Annotated in this window: 22 protein-coding genes and 4 pseudogenes; 14 read left to right on the top strand and 12 right to left on the bottom strand. The window is 71.5% G+C overall.

Annotated features, from left to right (window positions below; genetic code table 11):
* Positions 1 to 271 precede the first annotated feature (271 nt).
* Entirely contained in the window at positions 272 to 1,057 is a 786-nt protein-coding gene (locus ACFCZF_RS11455) for a VOC family protein (RefSeq protein ID WP_376671471.1), read from the bottom strand.
* 190 nt (positions 1,058 to 1,247) lie between these two features.
* Here ACFCZF_RS11455 and ACFCZF_RS11450 point away from each other — a divergent pair, with 190 nt between their 5' ends.
* The gene (locus ACFCZF_RS11450; protein ID WP_375906796.1) at positions 1,248 to 1,493 is read left to right on the top strand and encodes a WhiB family transcriptional regulator; all 246 of its coding nucleotides are present in this window, start codon (positions 1,248 to 1,250) and stop codon (positions 1,491 to 1,493) included.
* 69 nt (positions 1,494 to 1,562) lie between these two features.
* Here the strand turns inward: ACFCZF_RS11450 and ACFCZF_RS11445 are convergent, their stop codons facing one another.
* The 4 genes from ACFCZF_RS11445 to ACFCZF_RS11430 all read right to left on the bottom strand — a co-directional run bounded on the left by ACFCZF_RS11445 (position 1,563) and on the right by ACFCZF_RS11430 (position 7,511).
* Positions 1,563 to 2,537: an acyl-ACP desaturase gene (locus tag ACFCZF_RS11445; RefSeq protein WP_375906793.1), complete on the bottom strand. Its 975-nt coding sequence runs from the start codon at positions 2,535 to 2,537 to the stop codon at positions 1,563 to 1,565.
* A gap of 208 nt (positions 2,538 to 2,745) precedes the next feature.
* A complete protein-coding gene (gene ddaH / locus ACFCZF_RS11440) occupies positions 2,746 to 3,522 on the bottom strand; it encodes a dimethylargininase (RefSeq protein WP_376671470.1) in 777 nt (258 codons plus the stop codon).
* Between the two features lie 94 nt (positions 3,523 to 3,616).
* Positions 3,617 to 5,875, bottom strand: coding sequence for an ATP-binding cassette domain-containing protein (locus tag ACFCZF_RS11435; RefSeq protein ID WP_376671469.1), 2,259 nt, complete (start codon positions 5,873 to 5,875; stop codon positions 3,617 to 3,619).
* A gap of 10 nt (positions 5,876 to 5,885) precedes the next feature.
* A complete protein-coding gene (locus tag ACFCZF_RS11430) occupies positions 5,886 to 7,511 on the bottom strand; it encodes an ABC-F family ATP-binding cassette domain-containing protein (RefSeq protein ID WP_376671468.1) in 1,626 nt (541 codons plus the stop codon).
* Positions 7,512 to 7,835: 324 nt separating this feature from the next.
* Between ACFCZF_RS11430 and ACFCZF_RS11425 the strand changes: the two genes are divergently transcribed.
* Positions 7,836 to 8,507: a GPP34 family phosphoprotein gene (locus tag ACFCZF_RS11425; RefSeq protein WP_376671467.1), complete on the top strand. Its 672-nt coding sequence runs from the start codon at positions 7,836 to 7,838 to the stop codon at positions 8,505 to 8,507.
* 91 nt (positions 8,508 to 8,598) lie between these two features.
* On the opposite strand, the gene ACFCZF_RS11420 is transcribed toward ACFCZF_RS11425, so the two are convergent.
* Positions 8,599 to 9,015 (bottom strand): SsgA family sporulation/cell division regulator, encoded by a 417-nt coding sequence (locus ACFCZF_RS11420; protein ID WP_376671466.1) that lies wholly within the window; start codon positions 9,013 to 9,015, stop codon positions 8,599 to 8,601.
* Positions 9,016 to 9,272: 257 nt separating this feature from the next.
* On the opposite strand from ACFCZF_RS11420, the pseudogene ACFCZF_RS11415 reads away from it, so the two are divergent.
* Positions 9,273 to 9,398, top strand: a pseudogene (locus ACFCZF_RS11415) (hypothetical protein); the annotation flags it as partial.
* A gap of 190 nt (positions 9,399 to 9,588) precedes the next feature.
* Here ACFCZF_RS11415 and ACFCZF_RS11410 read toward each other — a convergent pair.
* The 3 genes and pseudogenes from ACFCZF_RS11410 to ACFCZF_RS11400 all read right to left on the bottom strand — a co-directional run bounded on the left by ACFCZF_RS11410 (position 9,589) and on the right by ACFCZF_RS11400 (position 13,184).
* A pseudogene (locus tag ACFCZF_RS11410) lies at positions 9,589 to 10,008 on the bottom strand (CoA-binding protein).
* A gap of 24 nt (positions 10,009 to 10,032) precedes the next feature.
* Complete coding sequence (locus tag ACFCZF_RS11405) at positions 10,033 to 12,150, bottom strand: cytochrome b5 domain-containing protein (protein WP_376671465.1); 2,118 nt, start codon at positions 12,148 to 12,150, stop codon at positions 10,033 to 10,035.
* A gap of 44 nt (positions 12,151 to 12,194) precedes the next feature.
* Complete coding sequence (locus ACFCZF_RS11400; protein ID WP_376671464.1) at positions 12,195 to 13,184, bottom strand: AraC family transcriptional regulator; 990 nt, start codon at positions 13,182 to 13,184, stop codon at positions 12,195 to 12,197.
* Positions 13,185 to 13,295: 111 nt separating this feature from the next.
* Here ACFCZF_RS11400 and ACFCZF_RS11395 point away from each other — a divergent pair, with 111 nt between their 5' ends.
* From ACFCZF_RS11395 to ACFCZF_RS11360, 8 genes and pseudogenes are all read left to right on the top strand, one after another.
* Entirely contained in the window at positions 13,296 to 14,603 is a 1,308-nt protein-coding gene (locus ACFCZF_RS11395; RefSeq protein ID WP_376671463.1) for an FAD-dependent monooxygenase, read from the top strand.
* Between the two features lie 77 nt (positions 14,604 to 14,680).
* A complete protein-coding gene (locus ACFCZF_RS11390) occupies positions 14,681 to 16,180 on the top strand; it encodes a 4-hydroxyphenylacetate 3-hydroxylase family protein (protein ID WP_376671462.1) in 1,500 nt (499 codons plus the stop codon).
* Positions 16,167 to 17,597 (top strand): MFS transporter, encoded by a 1,431-nt coding sequence (locus ACFCZF_RS11385; protein WP_376671461.1) that lies wholly within the window; start codon positions 16,167 to 16,169, stop codon positions 17,595 to 17,597. The genes ACFCZF_RS11390 and ACFCZF_RS11385 overlap by 14 nt, the downstream gene beginning before the upstream one ends.
* A 47-nt stretch (positions 17,598 to 17,644) precedes the next feature.
* Positions 17,645 to 18,565, top strand: coding sequence for an SDR family oxidoreductase (locus ACFCZF_RS11380; RefSeq protein ID WP_376671460.1), 921 nt, complete (start codon positions 17,645 to 17,647; stop codon positions 18,563 to 18,565).
* 128 nt (positions 18,566 to 18,693) lie between these two features.
* Positions 18,694 to 19,068 (top strand): annotated as a pseudogene (locus ACFCZF_RS11375) (beta-ketoacyl synthase N-terminal-like domain-containing protein); the annotation flags it as partial.
* Positions 19,046 to 19,687 (top strand): annotated as a pseudogene (locus ACFCZF_RS11370) (transposase); the annotation flags it as partial. The pseudogenes ACFCZF_RS11375 and ACFCZF_RS11370, both read left to right, overlap by 23 nt.
* 123 nt (positions 19,688 to 19,810) lie before the next feature.
* Entirely contained in the window at positions 19,811 to 20,857 is a 1,047-nt protein-coding gene (locus ACFCZF_RS11365; RefSeq protein ID WP_376671459.1) for a WD40/YVTN/BNR-like repeat-containing protein, read from the top strand.
* Positions 20,858 to 20,929: 72 nt separating this feature from the next.
* Positions 20,930 to 21,259, top strand: a complete 330-nt coding sequence (locus tag ACFCZF_RS11360; RefSeq protein ID WP_376671458.1) for a plasmid stabilization protein — start codon at positions 20,930 to 20,932, stop codon at positions 21,257 to 21,259.
* A gap of 9 nt (positions 21,260 to 21,268) precedes the next feature.
* Here the strand turns inward: ACFCZF_RS11360 and ACFCZF_RS11355 are convergent, their stop codons facing one another.
* Entirely contained in the window at positions 21,269 to 21,568 is a 300-nt protein-coding gene (locus ACFCZF_RS11355; protein ID WP_376671457.1) for a YciI family protein, read from the bottom strand.
* A gap of 43 nt (positions 21,569 to 21,611) precedes the next feature.
* On the opposite strand from ACFCZF_RS11355, the gene ACFCZF_RS11350 reads away from it, so the two are divergent.
* Positions 21,612 to 22,361: an endonuclease V gene (locus ACFCZF_RS11350; protein ID WP_376671456.1), complete on the top strand. Its 750-nt coding sequence runs from the start codon at positions 21,612 to 21,614 to the stop codon at positions 22,359 to 22,361.
* Here ACFCZF_RS11350 and ACFCZF_RS11345 read toward each other — a convergent pair.
* Positions 22,304 to 22,498, bottom strand: coding sequence for a hypothetical protein (locus ACFCZF_RS11345; RefSeq protein WP_375906766.1), 195 nt, complete (start codon positions 22,496 to 22,498; stop codon positions 22,304 to 22,306). The two genes, ACFCZF_RS11350 and ACFCZF_RS11345, sit on opposite strands and share 58 nt — an antisense overlap.
* A 213-nt stretch (positions 22,499 to 22,711) precedes the next feature.
* Here ACFCZF_RS11345 and mmpA point away from each other — a divergent pair, with 213 nt between their 5' ends.
* A complete protein-coding gene (mmpA, locus tag ACFCZF_RS11340) occupies positions 22,712 to 22,861 on the top strand; it encodes a morphogenic membrane protein MmpA (protein ID WP_376671455.1) in 150 nt (49 codons plus the stop codon).
* 240 nt (positions 22,862 to 23,101) lie between these two features.
* On the opposite strand, the gene ACFCZF_RS11335 is transcribed toward mmpA, so the two are convergent.
* Positions 23,102 to 24,280, bottom strand: a complete 1,179-nt coding sequence (locus ACFCZF_RS11335; protein WP_376671454.1) for a saccharopine dehydrogenase family protein — start codon at positions 24,278 to 24,280, stop codon at positions 23,102 to 23,104.
* Between the two features lie 206 nt (positions 24,281 to 24,486).
* On the opposite strand from ACFCZF_RS11335, the gene ACFCZF_RS11330 reads away from it, so the two are divergent.
* Positions 24,487 to 25,635 carry a CaiB/BaiF CoA transferase family protein gene (locus tag ACFCZF_RS11330; RefSeq protein ID WP_376671453.1) on the top strand — a complete coding sequence of 383 codons (1,149 nt, stop codon included), beginning with the start codon at positions 24,487 to 24,489 and terminating at the stop codon, positions 25,633 to 25,635.
* The last annotated feature ends 44 nt before the right edge of the window (positions 25,636 to 25,679 follow it).

The following is a 25,679-nucleotide window of genomic DNA, read 5'->3' as shown; positions in this document are numbered from 1 at the left end:
ACCCGACCGACCGGACAGACGCTGTCCAGGGCCCGCGACCGATACGTCGGTCGGGCGCCGTGGGTGGGCCGTGACTCGATACGCCGGTCGCCGCCGTCGGTGGGCCGCGACCCGGTCCGCCGGGTAGACGCCGTCCATGGTCCGCGACTTGATCGGGCCGGTCATGCGCCCTCCACGGCCTGCCCATGGCCCCGTCCGCACGGCCTGCCCATGGCCCCGTCCGCCGGGCCAGGCACCGCCCAAGGCCCGCGACCCGGCCCTCCGAGCAGCCCTACCCCTCCCGCGGCATCGGCCTGAGCACCGCGAACCGGGCGCCGTACGGGTCGGCGAGTCGGGCGAGGCGTCCGGCGCCCTCGATGTCCGTCGCGGGTATCCGCACCGTGCCGCCCAGCTCCAGGGTCCGCGCGACCGCGGCGTCCGTGTCGTCGACCGCGAGGTACGGCAGCCAGTGGCCGTCCGTCTCCAGAGGGTCGTCGGCGAGCGGAACGACGCCGCCGAACATGCTCTCCTCGCCCTCGCCCGCCGGATTGACGCAGGTGTAGGTGGAGCCGGGGAAGGAGACGGCCGAGGTCTCCAGCCCCAGCACCGCCCGGTAGTACGCGGCGGCGGCCGCGATGTCCGCCGTGTACAGCTCGACCCAGCACAGCGCACCGGTCTCGCCGGCCACGCCCAGGCCGCCCAGCCGCTCCGGCTGCCAGACACCGAACGACACCCCGGCGCGATCGGCGAGGATCGCCATGGTGCCCTGGTCCATCACGTCCATCGGCCGCATGAGCACCCCGCCGCGCGCCTGCTCGGAGGCCTTGGCGGCGGCCTCCGCGTCCGGGGTCTGGAAGTACACCGTCCAGGACGGCGGGCCCTGCTCCGGCGTCGTCCGCATACCGCCGGCCACGATCCGGCCGTCCAGCTCGAAGAAGCCGTAGCCGTCGGCCTCGGGCCCGGCCGACCGGAAGCGCCAGCCGAAGAGGCCACCGTAGAAGGAAGCGGCGCCGTCGATGTCGGGCGTGCCGACGTCGATCCAGTTCGGCGCGCCGGTGACGAATCGGGTGGTGAGCATCATCGCCCTCCTCGGAAGGGTCCCGTTGCCTGCTCTGCCGAGTCTTCCACCCACCACTGACAACCGCTTCCGCGCGCCGCCGTGCGTCCCCGCACGGAGCGGAGGACCATCGGGTCGGCCACGGGTCCGCCCGCGCGGCGTTGATCCCGCGTTGATCGAACGTTTTTCACCGCCCGGCACGCTGCTGTCCATGCACATCGAGATGATCACGACGCCCGACCTCGCCTGGCAGGAGGAGGCGTTGTGCGCACAGACCGGGGGAGACTTCTTCTTCCCCGAGCCCGGCAGTTCCGTACGGGACGCCAAGCGGATCTGCGCCCTGTGCCCGATCCGCTCGGCCTGCCTGGAGTACGCGCTGAGCAACGACGAGCGCTTCGGCGTCTGGGGCGGTCTGTCGGAGAAGGAACGGCTGGCCCTGCGGCGCACCACGTACTGAGCCCGGCCTGCCGCCTCGCACGGCCGGGAGGTACGGGAGGTACGGCAGGTACGGGAGAAGCCGGTGCGGTCAGCCCGCGGCCCGGGCGGCCATCCGCGCCTTGCGCGCCGCCAGCTTCTCGTCGAACTTGGACGCCTCGGCGTCCAGCCCGCCCATGTACAGCCCCAGCTCCTCCTGGGCCGCCTGCCCCTCGGGGCCGAGGCCGTCGATCTCCATGACCTTCAGGAAGCGCAGCACGGGCTGGATCACGTCGTCGTGGTGGATGCGCAGGTTGTAGACCTCGCCGATCGCCATCTGCGCGGCGGCCCGCTCGAAGCCGGGCATGCCGTGACCGGGCATCCGGAAGTTCACGACCACGTCCCGCACCGCCTGCATCGTCAGGTCGGGCGCCAGCTCGAAGGCCGCCTTGAGCAGGTTGCGGTAGAAGACCATGTGCAGATTCTCGTCGGTCGCGATGCGGGCCAGCATGCGGTCGCAGACCGGGTCGCCGGACTGGTGGCCCGTGTTGCGGTGCGAGATGCGGGTGGCCAGCTCCTGGAAGGAGACGTAGGCCACCGAGTGCAGCATCGAGTGCCGGTTGTCCGACTCGAAGCCCTCGCTCATGTGGGCCATGCGGAACTGCTCCAGCTTGTCCGGGTCGACCGCGCGCGAGGCGAGCAGGTAGTCGCGCATCACGATGCCGTGCCGGCCCTCCTCCGCGGTCCAGCGGTGCACCCAGGTGCCCCAGGCGCCGTCCCGGCCGAAGAGGGACGCGATCTCGTGGTGGTAGCTGGGGAGGTTGTCCTCCGTCAGGAGGTTCACCACGAGGGCGATCCGGCCGATCTCGGTGACCTTGGACTGGCCCTTCTCCCAGGCCTCGCCGTCCTCGAAGAACCCGGGGAAGTTGCGGCCGTCGCTCCAGGGCACGTACTCGTGCGGCATCCAGTCCTTGGTGACCTTCAGGTGCCGGTTGAGTTCGGTCTCGACCACTTCCTCCAGCGCGTACAGCAGCCGGGCGTCGGTCCATTCGGCGGAACTGCCGAGGTGCGGGGAGACGATCGTCACGGAGAACTCCAGGGGACGTACGACAGAGCGGAAAGCGACCGGCGAGCGGTGCCGGGGAACCTACGGGATCGTAGGCTACGAAACCGTAGGTTACGAGACCGTAGGTTAAACGCACTGTAAAGGCCCCTGATCAGCTGCCGTCCACCGGGGTGGGTGAAGCCTCTGAGACTCGCAGGTCCGGAGCCGGACGGGTGACGTTCGGGCCGGCTCAGCCGTACAGTTCCCGCAGCCGGACCGAGAGGCACGTCACACAGCCCTCGAGTTTCTCGAACTCGCCGATGTCGACGAGCACCGGCTCGTGACCGAGGTCGGCGAGCAGTTCCGCCGTCTTCGGCGCGCTCGCCGCCATCAGCAGCTTGCCGCCGCCGAGCAGCACCACGTGCGCGCCGGACTCCTCCGGCACCGGAAGGAACCGGGGGAACAGCGACGGCACGTCCGTCATCGGGATGTGCCCGATCACCGTCCCGTCGGGAAGCGCGGTGACCGCCGACTTGAGGTGCAGCACCTTGCTCACGGGTACGGCGACGACCCGGGCGCCCAGCGGCTCGAAGGCGGCCCGGAGCTGCTGGACGCCGGCCGCGTTGGTGCGCCCGCCGCGCCCGACGTAGATCGTGTCGCCGACCTTCAGGATGTCGCCGCCGTCCAGGGTCCCGGGCTCCCACACCCAGTTGACCGAGCAGCCGAGGCGGGCCACGGCCTCCTCGACTCCGGCGGTCTCCGCGCGCCGCGACTCGGCGCCCGGCCGGGTGATGAGGGCGACGTTGCGGTACATGACGACCGTGTCCTCGACGAAGACGGAGTCGGGGCAGTCGTCGGCCGGGTCCACCTCCAGCGTCTCCCAGCCGTGCGCGCGCAGGGCCTCGGTGTACGCGTCCCACTGCTCGACCGCGAGGCCGTGGTCGACCTTCTCCCGCTCGACATGGGTCACCAGCCCTTCCGCCAGTCGCGGGCTGGGGCGGCGGACGAGGGCCTTCTTGCTGGGCACGAGGGGTCTCCGTATCGGCGCTGGCGGTCCGGCACCCGTGGCGCGGCGCCGACTCGCCATCATGCAGCGGGGACGCGTGCGGACGGAACCCCCGTCAGCCGCTCGTGGCCCTCCTGAGATGCTCCGCGGTGCTGGAGCCGCGGGCCCTGAGCAGCGCGCGCGGGGTGCCTTCGAAGATCACCCGGCCGCCGTCCCGGCCTCCGTCCGGACCGAGGTCGATCACCCAGTCGGCGTGCGCCACCACGTCCAGGTTGTGCTCGACGACCACGACCGTGTTGCCGGTGCCGACCAGCCGGTCCAGCAGGGCGAGCAGGCCCTCGACGTCCGACATGTGCAGTCCGGTGGTCGGTTCGTCCAGGACGTACACCGCGCCCGTGCGATGCAGCCGGGTGGCCAGCTTGATCCGCTGCCGCTCGCCGCCGGACAGCGTGGACAGCGGCTGCCCGAGCGTCAGGTAGGTCAGCCCGACGTCGCGCAGGGCGCACAGCCGCCGCCGTACGCCCGTGTCGGCGAAGAAGCCCAGTGCCTGGTCGGCGGTCATCGCCAGCACGTCGGCGATGGAGTGGCCGTCGATCGTCAGCCGCAGCACCTCGTCGCGGAAGCGGCGGCCGTCGCAGTCGGCGCAGGTCGTCGTCACGGGGTCCATGAACGCGAGGTCGGTGTGGATGATCCCGCGCCCCTCGCAGGTGGCGCACGCTCCCGCCGAGTTGAAACTGAAGAACCCGGGCTCCGCGCCCGTCTCCCGCGCGAAGATCTTCCGCACCGTGTCCATGATCCCGAGGTACGTCGCCGGGGTCGACCGCGCCGAGACGCCGATCGAGGACTGGTCGACGACCACCGCGTCCGGGTGGGCGGCGATCAGCTCCGCGACCAGCGTGCTCTTGCCCGACCCGGCGACCCCGGTGACCGCGGTCAGCACCCCGGTCGGGAAGGCCACCGTCACGTCCCGCAGGTTGTGCCGGCCGGCGCCCTTCACCCACAGCTCCCCGGCCGCCGTCCGCGGGTCCTCCTTCACCGCCGTACGGCGTCCGAGGAACCGTCCGGTGAGCGTGTCCGCCCCGGCCAGCTCGTCCGGCGTCCCCTCGAACACCACCCGGCCGCCGTCCGCGCCGGCCCGCGGGCCCATGTCGACGACGTGGTCCGCCAGCGCGATGACGTCCGGGTCGTGCTCGACGACCAGCACGGTGTTGCCCTTGTCGCGCAGCCGCAGCAGCAGGTCGCCGAGGCGTCCGACATCGCGCGGGTGCAGCCCGACGCTGGGCTCGTCGAAGATGTACGTCATCCCGGTCAGACTGGACCCGAGGTGCCGCACGGTCTTCAGCCGCTGTCCCTCGCCGCCGGACAGGGTGGCGGTCTCCCGGTCGAGGCTGAGATAGCCGAGGCCGATCGCCTCGACGCGCTCCAGCGCGGTGACCGCGGCACCGGCGACCGGCCGGGCCACCGGATCGTCGATCCGCCTCAGTACGGCGATCAGGTCGGTGACCTGCATGGCCGAGCAGTCGGCGATGGAGTGCCCGTCGATCCGGGTCGCGAGCGCCGCCGCGTTCAGCCGGGCGCCGCCGCACTCGGGGCAGTCGCCCTCGACCAGGAACCGCCGCACCAGCTCCCGGGTCTTCTCGCTCATCGCCGACAGGTCCCGCTTGAGGTACAGCCGCTCGAAGCGGTCGGCGAGACCCTCGTACTCGGTGGTCCAGGTGCCGCCCGTGCCGTTGACGGTGACCTTGCTGCCGGGCCGCCCGCGCATCAGGAACGCGCGCTCGGCGTCCGTGAAGTCGCCGACCGGCTTGTCCGGGTCCAGCTCGTCGGTGTTGGTGTACGCCTGCCCCTGCCAGGTCCCCGCCGCGAACGGCGGGAAGCGGACCGCCCCGCCGGCCAGCGACTTGGCGGGGTCCAGGACGCGGTCCCAGCCGGGCTGCACCTTGCGGCCCAGGCCGTCGCAGCCGGGGCACATGCCCGACGGGTCGTTGAAGGAGTACGCCGTCGCCGCCCCGGCACTGGGCGTGCCGTGCCGGGAGAACAGGACCCGCAGCACCGAGTGGATGTCGGTCATCGTGCCGACCGTGGACCGCGAGTGGCCGCCGACCGGACGCTGGTCGACGACGATCGCGGGGGAGAGGTCCTCCAGGGCGTCCGCGTGCGGCCGCTCGTACTTGGGCAGCCGGTTGCGCACGAACCAGGTGAACGTCTCGTTCAGCTGGCGCCGCGACTCGACCGCGATCGTGTCGAACACGACCGACGACTTCCCCGACCCCGAAACGCCGGTGAACACGGTCAGCCGGCCCTTCGGGATGCGGAGCGTGACGTCCTGGAGGTTGTTCTCCCTGGCTCCGGTGATGCTGATGAACTCGCTCATGCCGGGAACGCTAGGCGGGATACCCGACAGCTTCTGGCGTGATTTCCCTCAGTTCTCCCTCCTCCATCAGCAGCCAGCGGGTGATGCCGATCGACTCCAGGAACGGCAGGTCGTGACTGGCCACGACCAGCGCCCCCTCGTACGACTCCAGGGCGCCGGTGAGCTGCCGCACGCTCGCCATGTCCAGGTTGTTCGTCGGCTCGTCCAGCATCAGCAGTTGCGGCGCGGGATCGGCCAGCATCAGCGCGGCCAGCGCCGCCCGGAAGCGTTCGCCGCCGGACAGGGTCGCCGCCTGCTGGTCGGCCCGGGCGCCCCGGAACAGGAAGCGCGCCAGCCGCGCCCGGATCCGGTTGTTGGTGGCGCCCGGCGCGAACCGGGCCACGTTCTCGGCGACGCTCAGCCCGCCGTCGAGGACGTCCAGGCGCTGCGGCAGGAACCGCAGCGGGACGTGCGCCGTCGCCTCGCCCGCCACCGGCTCCAGCTCCCCGGCGATCGTGCGCAGCAGCGTGGTCTTGCCCGCGCCGTTGCGCCCGATCAGCGCGATCCGCTCGGGGCCGTGCAGATCGAAACCGCCCTCCACGCGTGCGCCGTAGACCATTTCCAGGTCCCGGAGCGTCAGCACCGAGCGCCCCGGCGGTACGGCCGTGTACGGCAGGTCGACGCGGATCTCGTCGTCGTCCCGCACGGCCTCCACCGCGTCGTCGAGCCGCTCCCTGGCCTCGGCGAGCTTCTCCTCGTGCATGATGCGGTGCTTGCCCGCGGACTCCTGCGCCGCGCGCTTGCGAGCCCCCATGACGATCTTCGGCTCACGCTTCTGCTCGTACATCTTCTGGCCGTACCGCTTGCGACGGGCCAGCTTGACCTGGGCGTCGGCCAGTTCGCGCTTCTGCTTGCGCAGATCGGACTCGGCGACGCGCACCATCCGCTCGGCCGCCTCCTGTTCGACGGCCAGGACCTCCTCGTACGCCGAGAAGTTCCCGCCGTACCAGGTGATCTCGCCGGAGCGCAGGTCGGCGATCTGGTCGACGAGGTCCAGCAGCTCGCGGTCGTGGCTGACCACGACCATCACCCCCGGCCAGGAGGCGACGGCCGAGTACAGCCGCTTGCGTGCGTACAGGTCGAGGTTGTTGGTGGGCTCGTCCAGGAGCAGGACGTCGGGCCGGCGCAGCAGCAGTGCGGCCAGCCGCAGCAGCACCGACTCGCCGCCCGAGACCTCGCCGACGGTGCGGTCGAGCCCGACGTGACCGAGGCCGAGTTCGCCGAGCGTGGCGAGGGCGTGCTCCTCGACGTCCCAGTCGTCGCCGACGGTCTCGAAGTGCTCCTCGGCCACGTCGCCCGCCTCGATGGCGTGCAGCGCGGCTCGCCGCGCGGCGATGCCGAGCGCCTCGTCGACCCGCAGCGCGGTGTCGAGCGTGACGTTCTGCGGCAGGTAACCGACCTCGCCGGCCACGCGGACCGTGCCGTCGGCCGGGGTGAGCTGCCCGGCGATCAGTTTCAACAGGGTGGACTTGCCCGACCCGTTGACACCGACGAGCCCGGTCCTGCCGGGGCCGAAGGCGGTGTCGAGTCCCTCGAAGACGGGCGTGCCGTCGGGCCAGGCGAACGAGAGGGACGTACAAGTGATGGAAGTAGACATACAGGGTCTCCGCGGTTGCTTGAAGCCGTCAGGGGCAAACGCGTATCGAGACACAGGAGGCGGCGACCGCCGTCGGACGAGGGAAGGAGGAGCCCCGGGGAGTGCTCGGGCATGAAAAAAGCCCTGCTCCGCAAGGGACGGCTCGAACGCCGAGGTCGCACGCGGCGCACACACCGGACAGGTGTGACGCGGTGTCTCAGGACCTCAGACGAGCAACGTCCTTCTCCAATCGGCGGCAACAGAAGCGCTGTACACCGTACGAGAGACCGGCCGGGCTGTCAACGCCTTACCGTGAATCCGGTCCCACGGCCCCAAGGAGGCCCCGTGCCCGACGGCTCGCTCTCACTGCCGGCCCGGCTCTGTCTGCTGGCCTGGGACCCGGCGCGCCCCGGGGCCACCGACACCGCCCGGCACCACCATCTGGTGCGCGCCGGCGCGCTCACCGAACTGGCCCAGCGCGGCCTGCTCGTCGACGACGAGGGCATCGCCACCCCCGTCGACCTGGACTCCCGCACCGGGGACGCCGTCCTCGACGGGCTGCTTGACCTCGTCCGCGAGTCGATGCCGCACCGGTGGCGCACGTGGGTCAGGCTGCATGCGCGGCTCACCTTCGACGCCGTCCGGGAGCAGCTGGTGGCCGAGGGGCACCTGCGCGCCGAGAAGAAGCGCGTCCTCGGTGTGTTCCCGTCCGTGGAGTACGTCCTGGCGCGGGGCGCGGCGGCGCGGGCGCTCCGGGAGGAGACGCGGTACGTCCTGGAGGGCCCGGTGTCGGCCGGGGAGGTCTCGGAGCGGAACGCGGCCACGGCCGTACTGGCGGCCGCCGCGGAGCTGCGCGGCCTCGGGCCGGCCGGGACCGACGTGCGCCGGGAGGGCAGGATCGCGGAGCTGACCGAGCGCGGCGGGGCGGCGGCCCCCGGGCTGCGGGAGATCGTGGGCGAGGTGTGGGGAGCGGTGAGCGCGGAGACGGCGCGGGCCGTGGCGTCGGCGGGCGGCTGAGACAGGCCGGCCGGACCCGGCGCACCGCCGGTCGCCGAACCGGCGGCGCAGGCCCTGGTCCACCGCGCCGCGCGGGAGCGTCAGGGCGTCGTCAGCAGGTCCCCCGCATCAGCTCCGCCAAGTCGTGGTCCAGGTCCAGTTGGAGATGTTCCAGGCCGACGGGCACCAGCTCGCCGCTGGCCTGAAGGAACCGGCGCAGCTCGCCCGAGCGGACGTGGATCACGGCGGTGCCCTCGGGCGCGTGGAACTCCAGGACGGTTCGGTCGTATCCGTACGGGCGCACCCGTACGTCGCCGTGGCCTTCCGGCTCCCGCATCCCGGCGATGAGCAGCTCGCGGGAGAAGGTCCAACAGACCTCCACGCCCTCGAGAGTGGCCGGAGCCGGGAAGGTCATCCGGACGGCGAACGGATCGCTGCGGTCGTAGTGCAGCGTTGCGGGAATGCTCGGCATACGCGGCGCGGCGGCGACAAGACGCGCCTCGACGGGCTGCTCGATGACGGTGGACAACGCCTTGCTCCCTCGTGACGGCTGGACGGGCTTCCGGAGTGATGCGGGCCGGGCACTGGAAGAGACGACGGAATCAGCCAATCCGTGCACACGATGACCGAGTGACCTCTGTCACCGCGTTCATGCGCGGGAGTGACGCGCCTCTCCTCGTGCGCCCCGTAAGGCACTTGTGGCACTCGTGCCCGCACGCGCGCGGCGCACACGGTCCTCTGGACGGCGCCGGGACGGTGGGCTAGCTTCAATGCCAGCACACCAAGGACTGGCAGCGGCGCTACGCGATCCGCGCCATCATCGAAGCCACCCTCTCCCAGAACGTCCGCACCTGCGGCCTGCGCCGCACCCGCTACCGAGGCCTGCCCAAGACGCACTCCAACACGTTCTGACCGCGCTGGCCTGCGACGTCACCCGCATCGCCGACTGGATCTCCGACCCCAACCGCCCCCCGGCGGGCGCCCAGGCACTTCCGCGTCCTCTGCGCCGCCCCCACCTGGCCCGGGCAAGATCACCAACAGAGTCATGGAAATCTGCTCTCGGCTTTTCGCCCAGCTGAGGGCTGGCGTTTTCAAGTTCTGCTCAGCTTCTCGGGACGTTCTCCGTTCGGCGATGTCGGCGAAGACCGCCGTTGGCGGTAGGCGCCGAGATCGCGCTGTCGTAGGGGATTGAGTTCATCGCCGGGCAGCGGTCCATCCCGTGTCTAGGCCCGCCGCCCGGGCCCGCTCGAAGGCGGCCTCATCGATCACACTGAGCTGGAACCACACGGCCTTCGCACCGATCGTGATCGCCTCGTCGGCGACCTGGCCAGCGAGGCGTTGCCCTGCTCGCCGTGGCGGTCTCCGCCTTCGGGTGCACCGGCACGATGCGCTTGCCGAAGCGCTGGAGGGTCTCGGCCACGCCCTACGCGGCGCGCGAGCGGTTCGAGGAGCGGCAGACCACGGCCCAGGTGTCCCCGGACTCCAGGAGGATCTTGCGGATGGTCTGCCGGGTGTCGTGCATGCGGGTTCCTTCGGTGGCTGGGTGTCACGCGTCTTTGTGTGCTCGATGGTACGAAGCGGTGGCCTCGTGGAGCGCGTCGATACGGTGGCCGAGCAGCTGCGGGAGGTCGTCCCGCGTGTTCGCGCCCCGGGTTTCCATGTCGTGGAGGCCGTGGACGAGAATTGATTTCACGGAACGCAGAAAGGTGAGATCGCGTTCTGTCACTTCGCGCCATTCCTCTTCCAGGATCTTCAATTGCAGCTCGTCCGCCGATTCCAGGGCGTCGTAGAGCCGCGTGACGGCCGAGGAAAGGTGGTCCGCCCGGTACAGCGGAAGGGCGGAGCTTTCGATCCCCCTGCGGAGTTCCTCGGTGATCGTCGTCGCGATGTCGAGACGGGTGCGGGCCACGAACCTCTCGTGCACCTCCACCGCGAACTGCAGGGTGTAGCGCGTCAATTCACCCCGTTCGGTCGCCGCGCTCGTGCGGGCGTCACGGATCGAGAGGTCGGCGGCCAAGGCGTTCGAGCGCTGGGTCAGTTCCGCTGCCCAGCCGAGCCAGGTTTCGTATGCGGAGGCCAGGGGAGTGGAATGGGTCTCTTCCGTGAGGAGGAATGCGGGGCGCCTGGCGACGCCGATCCGCATTCTGCGCATGAATGCCGTCACGCCGTCGTCCCGGTCGTGACCGATGTGCTCGAATATTTCGGTGACGTCGGTGCCCAGATAATTCACCAGAGGGGTCGCCCCGCCCGGGTGCCGGCGCAGGAATTCGGTGACGTCGTACACCTGGTTTTCGAAGCAGATCCATTGGCGGGAGGCGCGGTGGTCGTGCCGGAGGAGTTCGGAGGGGAAGATGATTTGTTGCTCGGGTGCGGGTGCGGGTGCGGGTGCGGGTGCGGGCTGGGTGGCGGGAAGGGGTGACTCTTCTTCCGTGCCGGCGTCGGAATGGCGCTCCGCGCGGGACGCGGCCAGTTCGTTTCCGACCCGGACCGCCGCCGGGAATCCGGATATCGTCACGTCCCGGCCCACCCGGTAGGAGGTGTTCAGATAGCCGGACACCTTGAGCCGGTGCCGGGCGAGCAGGCCGCCCTCTCCGGAATACGCCTTCTTGAGGCCCGCCAGCGCGGCTTCGAGTTCGGGGTGGCCGCCGGTCGCGACGTAATCGGGCAGGGAACGGAAATCCACGGAATGGATGAAGGACCGCCAGGCAACGGGGAAGTTCTCGCGCAGGCGGGACGCCTCGTTGCCGATGAAGGAGCGGTAACCGGCCCGGCCGATCACCGAATCCAGCAGATGGAACATGGGGGAGGCGGTACCGCTCGGCCCGAGTCCGTGCTCGACCAGCGGTACGGCGAGCGGGGCCACGGTTTTGGCCCAAACAACAGGGTCGACGTGGAATGCGCGAGCCGCGCGCGGGTCGATCTTCGGCAGGCCGTATCGGGTGATGTCCGCGACGCAGTCCGCCATCGCGGTCATTTCCGTCGCCAGGGAAGGGGCGTCATCGAACTCCACGGCCGCGCACGCGCGTATCGAGGAGCCCACCAGCGGGCTGCCCCGGTGCAGCATTTCCAACTGGGTCAGATAGAAGAACTGCTCCTCGTCGGTTCCCACGGTCGGGACCAGGAGCCGCAGGTTCTCCACCGTGCGCGGCCCCGTGCCTGCCGGGTCCCGGAACCGCCAGTTGCAGACGATGAGGTCCAGATAGGACAAGAAGGGGGTCTCCCTGCCCAGCCGGGCGCACACCTCGTGCCACGGTACGAGGATCGCGTCCGGGGTCGGGGTGTCGTGCCGGGGGGAGACCCGGTGATAGGCGTGCACGAGGATGCCGAGGACGGTCGCCGCACGCTGGAGGTAGCGGTCCGGGAGCGCCGACTCGGACACATCGAACGGCTCCGCCCGCTCCAGTCGGCGGCGCAGTTCGAGGCTCGCGTACAGCTCGGGCAGGTCGCGTGCGAGTTCGTCCCACGCCGCGTGGGAGGAGGGGAGGGCGGCCAGCGGGCCAGGTCCGGGGGTGAATCCGTGGGTCAATGACAGCGGGCCGAAATTCTCGTTTCCCCGTTCCCTGTTCAGGATTTCCGCGGACCGCAGGACTTCTCCGGGGCTGTGCTCCCCGGAAAATACTCCTTGTGTTCCGTCAAACTGTCCAGGCATGGTGAACTTCTCCACTCGTCGGGCCGTCCTTCAACTCTTGGCCGACCCGATGGAGGGGTTCAATGCTGAACTGTCTGGTTCTGGTTAACGTTCGTCTGCGGAATAGTTCCGGGCGACGCCTGGGCGAGTCGCTGCGCACGGTACTCCCCGGGTGTCATGCCGAACTCCTTGCGGAACGCCAGATGGAACCCCACATGGCTCCCGTACCCGATGATCCGGTGGATTTCCTGCTGCGGAATCGACGGATCGGCCAGCAACCTGCGGGCCTCCTGGAGCCTGCGGAACAGCAGGTGTCGGGCCGGCGGTTCACCGACGAGGTCGCGGAACACCCGGGAGAATACGGCACGCGACATTCCCGCCTCCCTGGCCAGGGATTCGACCGTCCAGGGACTGGCGTACGAGGCGTAGATGGCCGTCAGCGCCCGGCTGACCCCCTCGTGGCGCAGCGCCGTGAGCACGGGAGACGCCTCGGCCAGCCGCTCCATCGCCGTACGCAGCGCCAGGACGAAGACCATTTCGAAGGCGCGCAGCGAGACCAACTGGGCGCCCGGCGCCATCCGGGTGCTTTCCCGGGTCAGGCATTCGAGCGTGTAGTGCAGCAGCGGCTCGTCGCGGAGCAGGTCCCGGCGCAGCACGATGATGCGGGGCAGCGCCCGATACAGCGCGGGTTCCGTCACGGGGTCGTAATGCAGGCTGGCGCAGAGTATTTCGGTGTCCGGTGCGGCACTTCCGACGGTGACGGAGGCGGAACCCCCGGGGGAGAGGTCCGGAAGGACGGAATGCAGCGGAGTCGTCGCACGCCGGGGATCGGAGGCGAAGGAATGGGCCGACCCGTGCGGAAACACCGCGAGGTCGCCCTCGTGCAGCCGTATCGGCTCTTCGTCGCCGAAGGATATGTAACACCCGTTGCGCACCATGTAATGGAGGATCGCGTGACTGTCCTCCTCTCCGACGATTCCCCAACTCCCGCCGGCCAGCCACTTGCTGTAGTAGGTGTCAGCCAGCCGTAAGGGTTTGAGCAGCTCACTGAGAACGTCGACCTGCGGCATGGACAATCCTTAAACGGTTTGAGTCTCCGGTTAATTGATCTTACCTCTCGGCCCGAGAACTCTAGAGGGAGAGGGGACTGGCCAACGGGGGGCGTCCCACGTGAATGAGCCATGGGGGAACGGGAGATGAACCTCCTGATCGCGGGGGCCGGCATCGGCGGGCTGACCGCTGCGCTGAGCCTGCATGCCGCAGGGTGTGAGGTCGTACGCGTGGTCGAGGCCGCGCCGGAGATCCGCCCGTTGGGAGCCGGAATCAACCTCCTGCCGAACGCCGTGCGCGAACTCGCGGCGCTCGGTCTGTACGGGGAACTGCTGTGCCGGTCCGTCCCGTTGGAGCAGCTCGGCTACTTCAACCACCATGGTCAGACCGTGTGGAGTGAGCGGCGCGGCCACGGGGCCGGACACCGCTGGCCCCAACTGGCCATGTCCCGCGGCTCCTTGCAGGAGCTCCTCGCCGACCGGGTCGCCGAACGGCTGGGACCCGACGCCGTCCGCACCGACGCGCGGCTCACCGGGTTCACTGTGGCCGACTCCGGTCGCGTCCAAGTGGACCTGGGCCACCGTGCCCGGGGCGGCACGGCGAGCACCGTCGAGACCGACGTCCTGGTCGGCGCGGACGGCATCCGCTCCGCAGTGCGCGGCACCCTCTACCCGCAGGAGGGAGCGCCCCGCTCCCAGGGCGTGGTGGTGTGGCGCGGTGTGACCCGCGGCCGCCCGTTCATGGGCGGGCGGTCCATGGTCGTGATGGGCGACGGCCGCTGGAAGGTCGTCGTCTACCCGCTCGCCGACCTCCCCGACGCCTCGGGCGACGTACCGGTCAACTGGGCGGCCTCGTACACGGGCGACCTCGACGGCCGGCCCGCCGAGGTCCGCGACAGGTTCCTGCCCCGGTTCGCCGACTGGCGCTGCGAGGACCTCGTACTGCGCGACGTCCTGGGCGGCGCGGAACCCGCGCAGGAGTTCCCCATGATGGACCGCGACCCCTTGCCGCGCTGGTCCTTCGGCCCGGTCACCCTGCTCGGGGACGCCGCCCACGCCATGGCGCCCATGGGCTCCAACGCCACCACCCAGGCGGTGGTCGACGCCCGCGCCCTGGCCCACGCGCTGTCCCCGCACGCGGACCCGGTGCACGCACTGCGCGAGTACGACCGCGAGCGGCGGCCCGCCATGAACCGGCTGCAGCTGATGAACCGGGCGAAGGGCCCGGAAGTCGTCATCGACCTCGCCTGCGCGCGGGCGCCCGAGGGATTCACCGGCACCGGCGACGCCGACGACGTGCTGCCGCACCGCGAACTGGCGGCGATCGCGCACGCCTACGCGACGGCTGCCGGCACCGACCCGGACTCGGCCAACTTCCCCTCCCCGTACGGGAGCCCGGAGGGCCCTGCGTGTCCGGTCTCCGCCGGGGCGGCCCGCTGACCCGGCCCGCACCCGCAGGCACCCGCAGCTTCTTCCTGCACCCGCACCACCCTCACCCACCGTAATTCAGGAGAGAAATGCCCCGCACCGGCCAGGACTACCTCGCCTCCTTGCGTGACGGCCGTGCCGTCTGGCTCGACGGAGAGCTGGTCAAGGACATCACCGAGCACCCCGCGTTCCGCAACACCGCCCGCTCCATCGCGGACCTCTACGACCTCGCCGCCGACGGACCGGCCCGCGACGTGCTCACTGTGCAGCCGGAGGGCACCGAACAGCGGAACCTGCGCGCCTACCACGTGCCGCGCACCCACTTGGAACTGGTGGAGCGCCGTGCGGCGTTCAAGACCTGGTCCGAGGCCAGCTACGGCTTCCTCGGCCGCTCGCCCGACTACATGGCCACCGGCATCGCCGGGTTCGTGTCCGCCCCCGAGGTGTTCGCGGGCGCCGAGTTCGACGGCCGGGACAACCTGGCCGCCTACCACCGGCGGATGACGGAGGGCAGCCTGTACCAGGCGTTCACCATCACCAACCCGCAGATCGACCGCACGAAGTCCGCCTCCGAGCAGGAGGAGGACGACCTGTACGTGCGCGTCGTCAAGGAGCGCGACGACGGCATCGTGGTGCGCGGCGCCAAGATGATCGGCACCGCGGCGGTCTTCGGCGACGAGATCATCGTCGGCACCATCGAACCGCTCGCCCCGCAGGACGTCGACTACGCCCTGTGCTTCTCCGTGCCCATCGACACCCCGGGCCTGAAGTTCATCTCCCGCACCTCCTACGAGGCCGGGGCGCGCAGCGTGTTCGACAACCCGCTCTCCTCGCGCTTCGACGAGAACGACGCGCTGTTGGTGTGCGACGACGTGTTCGTGCCGTGGGAGAACGTCCTCACCTACCGCAACGTGGACGCCACCTTCCAGATGTGGTGGGGCACCCCCGCGTACACCAACTTCGTCCACCAGGCGTCCGTCCGCTACTGGACCAAGCTGGAATTCCTCACCGGGCTCGCGATCCTGCTGACCAAGTCGAACAACACCTACCACCTGCCGCCGGTCCAGATGCAGCTCGGCCGGCTGATCGGCTGGCGCAACATCGCCAAGTCGATGGTGCTCGCGGCCGAGACCGAGTACGAACGGATCGGCGGGGCGGGCGGCCCCGTCCACATCAGCCGGGAGATCGCCTCCGCGCACCGGGCCATGGCCGGCGACCTCTACCCCAAGGTCCTCGCCGAGCTGAAGATGCTGGCCGGCGGCGGCCTGATCCAGCTCCCGGCCTCCGGCTACGACCTCAACCACCCGGAACTGGGCCGCCTCGTCGCCAAGTACGTCCGCTCGCCCGGCACCCCTGCCGAGCAGCGGATCAAGCTCCTCAAGCTCGCCTGGGACGCGCTCGGTTCGGAGTTCGCCAGCCGCCACGAGCAGTACGAGCGCTTCTACCACGGCGCCCCGCACGTCTACCTGCCCGGCATCCTCCGGGACGGCCGCCCGGACCTCCTGGAGGCGTTCACCCAGTCCTGCCTCGACGGGTACGAGCTGGGCGAGGGCCCGGGGACCGGGGCGGGTTTCCATGGCGGCCGCTAAGGGCGGCTGGGCGCTCGCACTGCTCGCGGGCACCCAGTTCGTACTGATCCTGGACACCTCGGTGATCAACGTCGCGGCCCCCTCCATGGGCCGGGAGCTCGACATCTCACCGGCGGCCCTGTCCTGGGTGGCCAACGCCTACCTGGTCTCCTTCGGCGGGCTGCTGCTGCTCAGCGGGCGGGCGGCCGACCTCCTCGGGCGGCGCAGGGTGTTCGTGTCGGGCCTCGCGGTCCTGATCCTCGCCTCCCTCTTCGGCACCTTCGCCAACAGCACCGCCCTGCTCATCGCGGCGCGCACGCTGCAGGGCGTGGGAGCGGCGATGTCGGCGGCCTCCGCACTGGCCCTGCTGCTGATGCTGTTCGAGGACGGGCCGGGACGGCACCGGGCACTCGGCGTCTTCGCGGCGATGGCCGGCGCCGGAGGCGCGGCGGGCACCGTCCTGGGCGGCGTGCTGACCAGCTGGTTCGGCTGGGAGTCCACCTTCGCCATGAACGTCGTCGCCGGACTGGTCTTGATGGTCCCGGCGTTCAGGCTGCTGCCCGAGGGACGCGCCGAACGCGACGGGCGCGGCATCGACCTGCCCGGCGCGGTGACGGTCACCACGGGGCTCGCGCTGCTCGCCTACGCCGTCGTCAGCGCAGGGGAAGCCGGCTGGAACGCACCGCAGACCCTCGGCACGGCCGCCGGGGCCGTGCTGCTGCTGACCGCCTTCGTCATGATCGAGCGCAGGGCGGCAGCACCCCTGGTGCCGCTGGACGTCTTCAAGCGCCGCACGCTGCGCTCGGCGAACATCCTGGCCGCGATGTGGCAGATGTCGCTGTTCCCGATGTTCTTCCTGGTGAGCCTCTATCTCCAGAACGTCCTGGGGTACGACGCGGTGGGCGGCGGCCTCGGACTGCTGCCGCTGTCCATCACCGTGGTCCTGGTCGCGGGCTCCGCGGACCGGCTGATCGGCCGGTTCGGGCTGCGCACCGTGATGTGCGCCGGGTTCGTGCTGATCGCCGTCGGCATGGCGTGGATGTCGCGGCTCTCGGCGGACGGCTCGTTCGTCAGCGAGGTGCTCCTGCCCAGCCTGGTGCTGGGTGTCGCGCTGCCGCTGGCATCCATCACCACCCAGGTGGCCGCCACCGCGGGCACCGGCGACGAGGAGTCCGGGCTCGCCTCGGGACTGGTCAACACCAGCCTGCAGTTCGGCTCCGTGATCGGCCTCGCGGCCCTCTCCGGGATCGCGGCCGCCCGCACAGGCGCGGCCGGGAAGGAGAGCGCCGCAGCCCTCACCGAAGGCATCGGCACGGCGTTCCTCGCCGGTGCGGTGATCGCCGTGATCGCGGTACTGGTCGCGGCCCGGCTCCGTACCCCCGCACCTCCCGCGGAGACCGGCAGCACCCGTGCGGACACCGCACCGGCCACCCACTGAGACCACCCGTGCCACCGAGCACTCGTGTAACCGAAAGGGAAAACCGCATGACCGACAACACCGCCCGGCGCTACCTGGTGACCGGAGCCACCGGCTTCCAGGGCGGGGCTATCGCCCGGCACCTCGCCTCCCGGGGATTCGAGGTGCGCGGACTGGTCCTCAATCCCGCGAAGGCCGACCATCCCGTGCCCGCGGGAGTGACCCTGGTGGGCGCCGACCTGGGGAACGCCGAGGAGGTCCTCAAGGCCTTCGACGGCGTCACCCACGCCGTGGTGACGATTCCGCTGGAGTACGACACGGACACCGTGCTCTCCTACGCGCGCAACGTCGCCGACGCGGCCCGCGCCGTCGGTGTGCAGCGCCTCGTGTTCAACACGAACACCGCGCTGCCCCAGGAGACGACCCGGTACGCCGCCTTCGAGACCCGGCGGGCCGCCGAGGGCGTCATCTCGGCCAGTGGCGTGCCGACGGTGATCGTGCGTCCGCCGGTCTACCTCGACAACCTCTTCAGCCCGTGGAACGGGCCCGCCCTCGTCAACGACGGCGTGCTCGCCTACCCGCTCCCCGCCGACCAGCGGGTCGCCTGGATCTCGCACGACGACCTCGCGCAGATCGTGGCCGCAGCCCTGGAGAACGACGCGGTGGTGGGCCGGGTGCTGGACGTCGGCGGCGCGGACGTGTTCACCGGACCCGAGCTGGCCCGGGTGTTCGCCGAGGGGCTGGGCCGGAACGTGAGCTACCTGCCGCTGAACGTCCAGCAGTTCGAGGACGGGCTCGCGCACGTCGTGGGTGCGTCGGCCGCCGCGGGCGTCGCCGGGATCTACCACCACGTGAGCACCGGCGAGGCCCCGGGTCTGCTGGCCGCCGACCCGGCGCAGACGGAGCGGGAGCTGGGCGTCAAGCTCACCCCGGCCGTCGAGTGGGTCAAGGCGCAGCCCTGGGACCACTGGACCAAGGCAGCCGGCTGACGGGCCGTCGGGGAGCCGCTCGAGGGAGGACGGCTTCCCGACGTACGCACCGCACGCATGCAGAAGAAGGGGGGAGACAAGTGGCAGACATCCGGGACGGGGACGGTAGGGCCCGTCACAGATCGGTGATGCCGATCGCCGTGGTGGGCATCGGATGCAGGCTTCCGGGAGCAAGGGGCCCCGAGGAACTGTGGGACCTGCTGACCGGCGGCATCGACGCCACGACGGCGCTGCCCGAGGAGCGCGGGGGCGACGCCACGACCGCGCTCGCGAAGGAGCGCGCCGGGGATGCGCAGACACGGGGAGGTTTCCTCGAAGGACTCCAGGACCTCGACGCGTTCGACGCCGACTTCTTCGGGGTCCGCCGCGAGGACGTACCGGCGACGGACCCCCAGCAGCGACTGGCACTCACCGTCGCCTGGGAGGCCTTGGAGGACGCCGGTCTCCTTCCGGCCGCACTCTCCGGCACCCGGACGAGCGTCTTCCTGGGCCAGAGCCACGCCGACCACTGGGAGGTGCTGCGCGCCGCGCAGCCCGGCCCGCAGGCGTCCGGCGCACTGGCCCGCCTGGCCGGTACCGAGCACGGCTGCGGGCCGCCGCACCGGTCTCTACCGGCTCGTGACCACTCTGACCGACCACCGGACCCATCCCGCCGCCGAACTGATCACCCTGTATCACCAGCGGTGGGAGGTCGAGACCGCGTACCTGGAGATCAAGTCCACGATCCTGTGCGGCCGCGTCCTGCGCGCCCGCACTCCGGACGGCATCACGCAGGAGGTCTACACGCTGTTGGTCACCTATCAGATCCTGCGTCTGGCCATGACCGACGCCACCGGCACCCGCCCCGAGATCGACCCGGACCGGGCCAGCTTCACCATCGCCCTGAACACCGCCCGCGACCTGGTCGTCCAAGCTACGGGCGTCATCGCCGACACCGTCATCGACCTCGTCGGTGCCATCGGCCTCCGCATCCTGGCCGACCTCATGCCCGACCGACGCATCCGCACCCGACCCCGCGTCGTGAAACGCGCGATCTCCAAGTGCAACGCCGAAGGAGCCATCGACCGGACCAGCTACAAGGCCACCATCAGCATCGGCATCCTCAGCGCACCCGGCCCTTGACACCCACTCCAACCACCTGTCTACACGGCATTGGGGCTGGTTTCGCCCGCCATGAGGCGCTTGGGGAGCACGCGACGCACGGCACGGTCCGCCCGAACCGGTGGCAGGCGTACGGGACGGGCGGTGACCGCCGGGGCGGTGTGCGCGGCGGCGCTGGCCGCGCTGACGGCGGCCGCTCCCGCGCAGGCACACCAGCGACCGCACTGGGAGACGAAGGAGACCGGGGCGTCCGACGTCAGGTTCCGGGGACTCGCGGCCGTCAGCCGGCACACCGCCTGGGTGGCCGGCACCCGGGGCACCGTCCTGCGCACCACCGACGGCGGCGGTACCTGGCGGAACGTCTCGCCGCCGGGCGCCGACGAGCTGCAGTTCCGGGACATCGAGGCATTCGACGCCCGCCGGGCCGTGGTCCTGGCCATCGGCGAGGGCGAGGCGTCCCGGGTCTACCGCACCGACGACGGCGGGGCGACCTGGACCGAGTCCTTCCGCAACACCGACCCGCGGGCCTTTTACGACTGCCTCACCTTCTTCGACCGCCGCCACGGTCTCGCCATGAGCGACCCGGTGGACGGGAAGTTCCGCATCCTGTCGACCAGCGACGGCGGGCGCTCCTGGAAGGTGCTGCCGAGCCAGGGCATGCCGGACGCGCAGGATGGCGAGGCCGGGTTCGCGGCCAGTGGTCAGTGCCTGGTCGCGTCCGGACCGAAGGACGTGTGGCTGGCCACCGGCGGCGCGGCACGCGCGCGTGTGCTGCACTCCGCCGACCGCGGGCTCACCTGGACGGCCTCCGACGCCCCGGTCCCGGCGGGTGATCCGGCCCGGGGCGTCTTCGCCCTGGCCTTCCGGGACCGCGCCCACGGCCTCGCCGTCGGCGGCGACTTCCGCCCCGACCAGCCCTCTCCGCGGGCGGCGGCGCGGACCACCGACGGTGGCACCACCTGGCGGTCCGCCGACCGGTCGCCGTCCTCCTACCGCTCCGGCGTCGCCTGGCCCCCGTATAGCCGCACCGCCGCCCTCGCGGTCGGCCCCACCGGCACGGACCTCACCACGGACGGCGGCCGCACCTGGCGGACCGTCGACACGGGGTCGTACGACACCGTGGACTGCACCCCGGACCTGGGCTGCTGGGCCGCCGGCGAGCGGGGACGGGTCGCCCGGTTGGAGCGCTGACGGCGCGCGGGGCGGGGTGTTCGTCCGTAACGTGGGTATCCGTTCGCTGAACGTGAGAGGAAGTGAGCGGACATGCCACGCGGTTCGAGTTCCAAACGGGAGCGGCAGTACGAGCACGTCAAGGACAGCGCCGAGCACCGTGGCGAGAACACCGGCCGGGCCAAGGAGATCGCCGCCCGGACGGTGAACAAGGAGCGCGCCCAGTCCGGCGAGTCCAAGACCGCCAGCCGTACGTCCACGCAGGACAAGTCGCCGAGCAAGCGGGGCGGCCAGCGGTCCGGGAACCGGAAGGGCCCCCAGGGCCCCACCTACGACCAGCTGTACCAGGAGGCCAAGCGCCGGGACATCAGCGGCCGTTCGAGCATGAACAAGGGCGACCTCAAGCGCGCGCTCGGCAAGTGAGCCGTACGGCTATCGGCCGAGAGTCTCGCGGTACCGCTCCAGCGCCGGCGCCGTCTTCGTGGCGACGAACTCGGTGACGCGGTACGCGCACACGCCGGCCCTGACGAAGGGGTCGCCCGCGGTGATCTCCTCGATCCGCGCACGGTCCTCCGCGACGGCGATGATCACCCCGCCGTCACGGGGTTCCTTGCGCCCGGACGCCAGGAACACCCCCTGCCGGTACAGCTCGTCCAGCCACGCCACGTGCTCCTCCAGCACCGCGTCGACGGCGTCGAGCGGGGCGGTGTAGGAGAGTTCCAGTACGAACATGATCGCGAGCCTACTCCGGTGGTCCCGTAGGCTTGCGGCCACCATGACGACCGTGACCGTGCAGATCCCCGACGGCTGGCCCGCGACCGAGGAACGAGCCCGCGCCGTCCAGGACGAACTGCGGGTACGCGTGGTGCTCGACGAGCCGGGTCCGCCGCCCGGCACGGGCCGGGTGACCGGCGTGGACGTCGCCTACGACGACGAACGGGACGTAGTCGCGGCTGCGGCCGTCGTACTGGACGCCGCGACCCTCGCCGTCGCCGCCGAGGCCACCGCCGTCGGCCGGATCTCCTTCCCCTACGTGCCCGGCCTGCTCGCCTTCCGCGAGATCCCGACCGTCCTCGCCGCCCTGGACGCGCTGCCCTGCCCGCCCGGCCTGGTCGTCTGCGACGGCTACGGCCTGGCCCACCCGCGCCGCTTCGGCCTCGCCAGCCACCTCGGCGTGCTCACCGGCCTGCCCACGATCGGCGTGGCCAAGAACCCGTTCACCTTCACGCACGACGACCCGGACGCGCCCCGCGGCAGTACGTCCCCGCTGCTCGCCGGCGCCGAGGAGGTCGGACGCGCCGTCCGTACCCGCCACGGCGTCAAGCCGGTCTTCGTCTCCGTCGGCCATCGCGTGAGCCTCGACAACGCCTGCGCGCACACGCTGGCACTGGCCCCCGACTACCGCCTGCCTGAGACCACCCGCAGGGCCGACGCCCTGTGCCGCGAGGCCCTACGGGCGGCCACCGCCTACTCGGCCCGACCCTCGACGCTCCAGCGGCCCACCTCCCGGTACGCCGAGTCGTAGACCACCGAACCGTCGCCGGGCCGGAGCGCGTAGTGCTTCAGGTTGCCGCCCCAGTACCGCAGGATCCGCTGCAACTCGCCCGCGGGGTCCTCGGCGAGCGCGCCCTCGTCCATGGTCACTTCGAGAAGGAACTTCATGCCTTCAAGGGTTTCATTGAACTCCTTGTTGGCACTTTGCCGTGCACGAACGCCGGTGGTGCTGGACTGACGGCGGGCGGCAGCGGGAGAAGTCTCAAATCCGCGCGGCATCCGCGTGGACGGGCGGATGCCGTGGCGCGGGCCGGTGCTCAGCGGCCACCTGAGTATCCGTACGGATGTGCCCCCGCCGTCGGCCGCGACAGGCTGGGCCGCATGACGACGCACCGCGCACCCAAGCAGTCCGCCCACCACCCCGGCCGGCCCGTCGAGCGGGCCGTGGTCGCGGGGCTGGTGCTCGCCGTGGGGGCGGGGCTCGCCTGGATCGGCGGGGTGATCTACACGATCGTCGGGTGGTCGGGGTAGGGCCTGTCCGGCGGATGGGCGTGCCGGCCGCCGCGTCCGGGGCATGATCCGCCGGACGGGCGTGCCGGCCCCCGCGTCCGCGGCATGATCCGCCGGACGGGCGTGCCGGCCCCCGCGTCCGGGGCATGATCCGCCGGATGGGCGTGCCGGCCCCCGCGTCCGCGGCATGATCCGCCGGACGGGCGTGCCGGCCCCCGCATCAGCGGCATGATCCGCCGGACGGGCCCCGGGACGGGTCCGTCAGCGGGCCGCGGCCACCCGGAAGCGGATGCCCGCCGTCCGCAGCCGCTCGATCAGCGCGTCCCCCATCGCCACGGCCGTCGTGACCTGCCCGGCCACCGGCGGCAGGTCGTCGAGGGCGAGGGACAGCGCCGCCTCGGCGAGCATCTTCGCCGTCTCGTCGTATCCCGGGTCGCCGCCCGAGACCTCGGTGTACACCTTCCGGCCGCCGCCTTCGCCCACGAAGCGGACCGAGAACCAGCTCCTCGCCCGCTTCTCGGGGCTCGGCCCGTCACCCGGCTTGAGCCGGCCGGACAACCAGCGCCGCGCGGGCGGTACCTGAGCCGCCGCCACGAGCGCGCCCACGGCCGCCACCCCGCCCACCGCGACGGGCAGATGCCGGACGGCGGCGTAGTGGCGGTAGCGGAAGTCGGGGCCGTAGCGGTCCAGTGCCTTCGCCGAGCGCCGCACGATCTGCGCGTCGATGGTCGGCAGCGGCAGCGCCCAGGCCCCCACCTCCCCGGCGAACCGCGGCGCGCCCGTCGGCGTCGCCGCCCGGCGGCCCACCAGCCGGGGCTCGTGCCGCCGGCGTTCCCGCGCGGCGGCCTGCAACTGCCGGCCGCGTGCGAACTGACCCAGCGCGGAGGCGAAGGTACCGCCCGAGAAGGTGGCGTCGGCGGTCACGAAACCGTCCAGGGCCAGCGGCACGCCCTGAGGCAGCTGCCGCACGGTGAAGTACACACCGAGATCGTGCGGCACGGAGTCGAAACCACAGGCGTGCACCAGCCGCGCGCCGGTCTCCCGCGCGCGGGCGTCATGCCGGACGTACGTCAGGTCCACGAACTCGGGCTCACCGGTGAGGTCGAGATAGTCCGCCCCGGCCTCCGCGCAGGCGGCGACCAGCGCTTCGCCGTACCGGACGTACGGTCCCACCGTCGTGGCCACCACGCGCGCCTGCTCGGCGAGTCCGCGCAGCGAGGCCGGATCGGAGACGTCCGCGCGCAGCACGCCGACGTCCGCCGCGCCGGGCAGCCGCTCCCGCAGCCGTCGCAGCTTCTCCTCGCTGCGGCCGGCGATCGCCCAGCGCAGCCCGTCTGGCGCGTGCGCGGCGAGGTACTCCGCGGTGAGTTCGCCGACGAACCCCGTCGCTCCGAAGAGCACGATGTCGTACGGCCGGTCCGTCGTTTTCAGCCTGGTCATGACATCCCTTCGTCACCCGGCGGCAACCTCCGGGCCCGCAGCACGCGCCGTTGCCGGTGGCCGAGGCTAGCGTGAGAACCGCGAGTCCGGAGGGGAGCCTGCCCCATAATTGGCTAAGCGCTTGCTCGCTCCGGTCTTGTGCCCAGTGGAACACGTTTCTAGCATCACTGGTGTTACATCAGTGGTGTCACAGAGCTGGGGGCTCGATGTCGGAGGCGAGGACGGCGGGGCGCACGCCGAGTGGAGGCCCGCTCACGGGTGTCCGAGTGGTCGAGCTGGCCGGTATCGGGCCCGGGCCCTTCGCCGCCATGCTCCTGGCCGACCTGGGCGCCGACGTCGTCCGCGTCGACCGCCCCGGCGGCCCCGGACTCGCGATCGACCCGGCGCACGACGTCACCAACCGCAACAAGCGTTCGGTGGTCGTCGACCTGAAGGCACCGGACGGTCCGGCCCGGGTCCTCGACCTCGCCGAACGCGCCGACGTGCTGATCGAGGGCTACCGCCCCGGCGTCGCCGAACGGCTCGGCGTCGGCCCCGGACACTGCCACGCCCGCAACCCGGGCCTCGTCTACGGCCGCATGACCGGCTGGGGCCAGGACGGCCCGCTCGCCCAGCGTGCCGGTCACGACATCGGGTACATCGCGCTGACCGGCACCCTCGGCATGATCGGCGCCCCCGACGAGCCGCCGGCCGTCCCCGCCAACCTCGTCGGCGACTACGCGGGCGGCTCCCTCTACCTGGTCGTCGGCGTCCTCGCCGCCCTGCACCACGCGCGCGCGACCGGCACCGGCCAGGTCGTCGACGCCGCCATCGTCGACGGCGCCGCCCACCTCTCCTCGATGATCCACGGCATGCTCGCCGCCGGCGGCTGGCAGGACCGGCGCGGAGCCAACCTCCTCGACGGCGGCTGCCCGTTCTACGGCACCTACGAGACCGCCGACGGCCGGTACATGGCGGTCGGCGCCCTGGAGCAGCGGTTCTACGCCGAGTTCATGGAGCTGCTCGGCATCCCCGAGCAGGCACCGGCCCGCGACGACATGGCCCGCTGGGACGAACTGCGCGAGGCGATCGCCACCCGGTTCAGGTCCCGTACCCGGGAGGAGTGGACGGCCGTCTTCGCGGACTCCGACGCCTGCGTGGCCCCCGTCCTGTCGCTCCGCGAGGCCCCGTACCACCCGCACCTCGCCGCCCGATCCACCTTCACCGACCACGGCGGCATCACCCAGCCGGCCCCCGCGCCCCGCTTCTCCGTGACCCCCACCGCCGTCCGCACCGGACCCGCCCGGCCGGGCGCCGACACCGAGGCGGTGGCCCGCGACTGGGACCTGCCGAGGAACCCTCGAACGAACAGCTGAACAGCCCCGCCCTTGAACAGCCCCGCGAAAGCCCCTCAGTGAAA

Source organism: Streptomyces sp. NPDC056296 (assembly GCF_042268605.1).
Classification (GTDB): Bacteria; Actinomycetota; Actinomycetes; order Streptomycetales; family Streptomycetaceae; genus Streptomyces.
The sequence above is the reverse complement of the archived record's forward strand: the minus strand, read 5'-3'. Positions and strand labels throughout refer to the sequence as shown.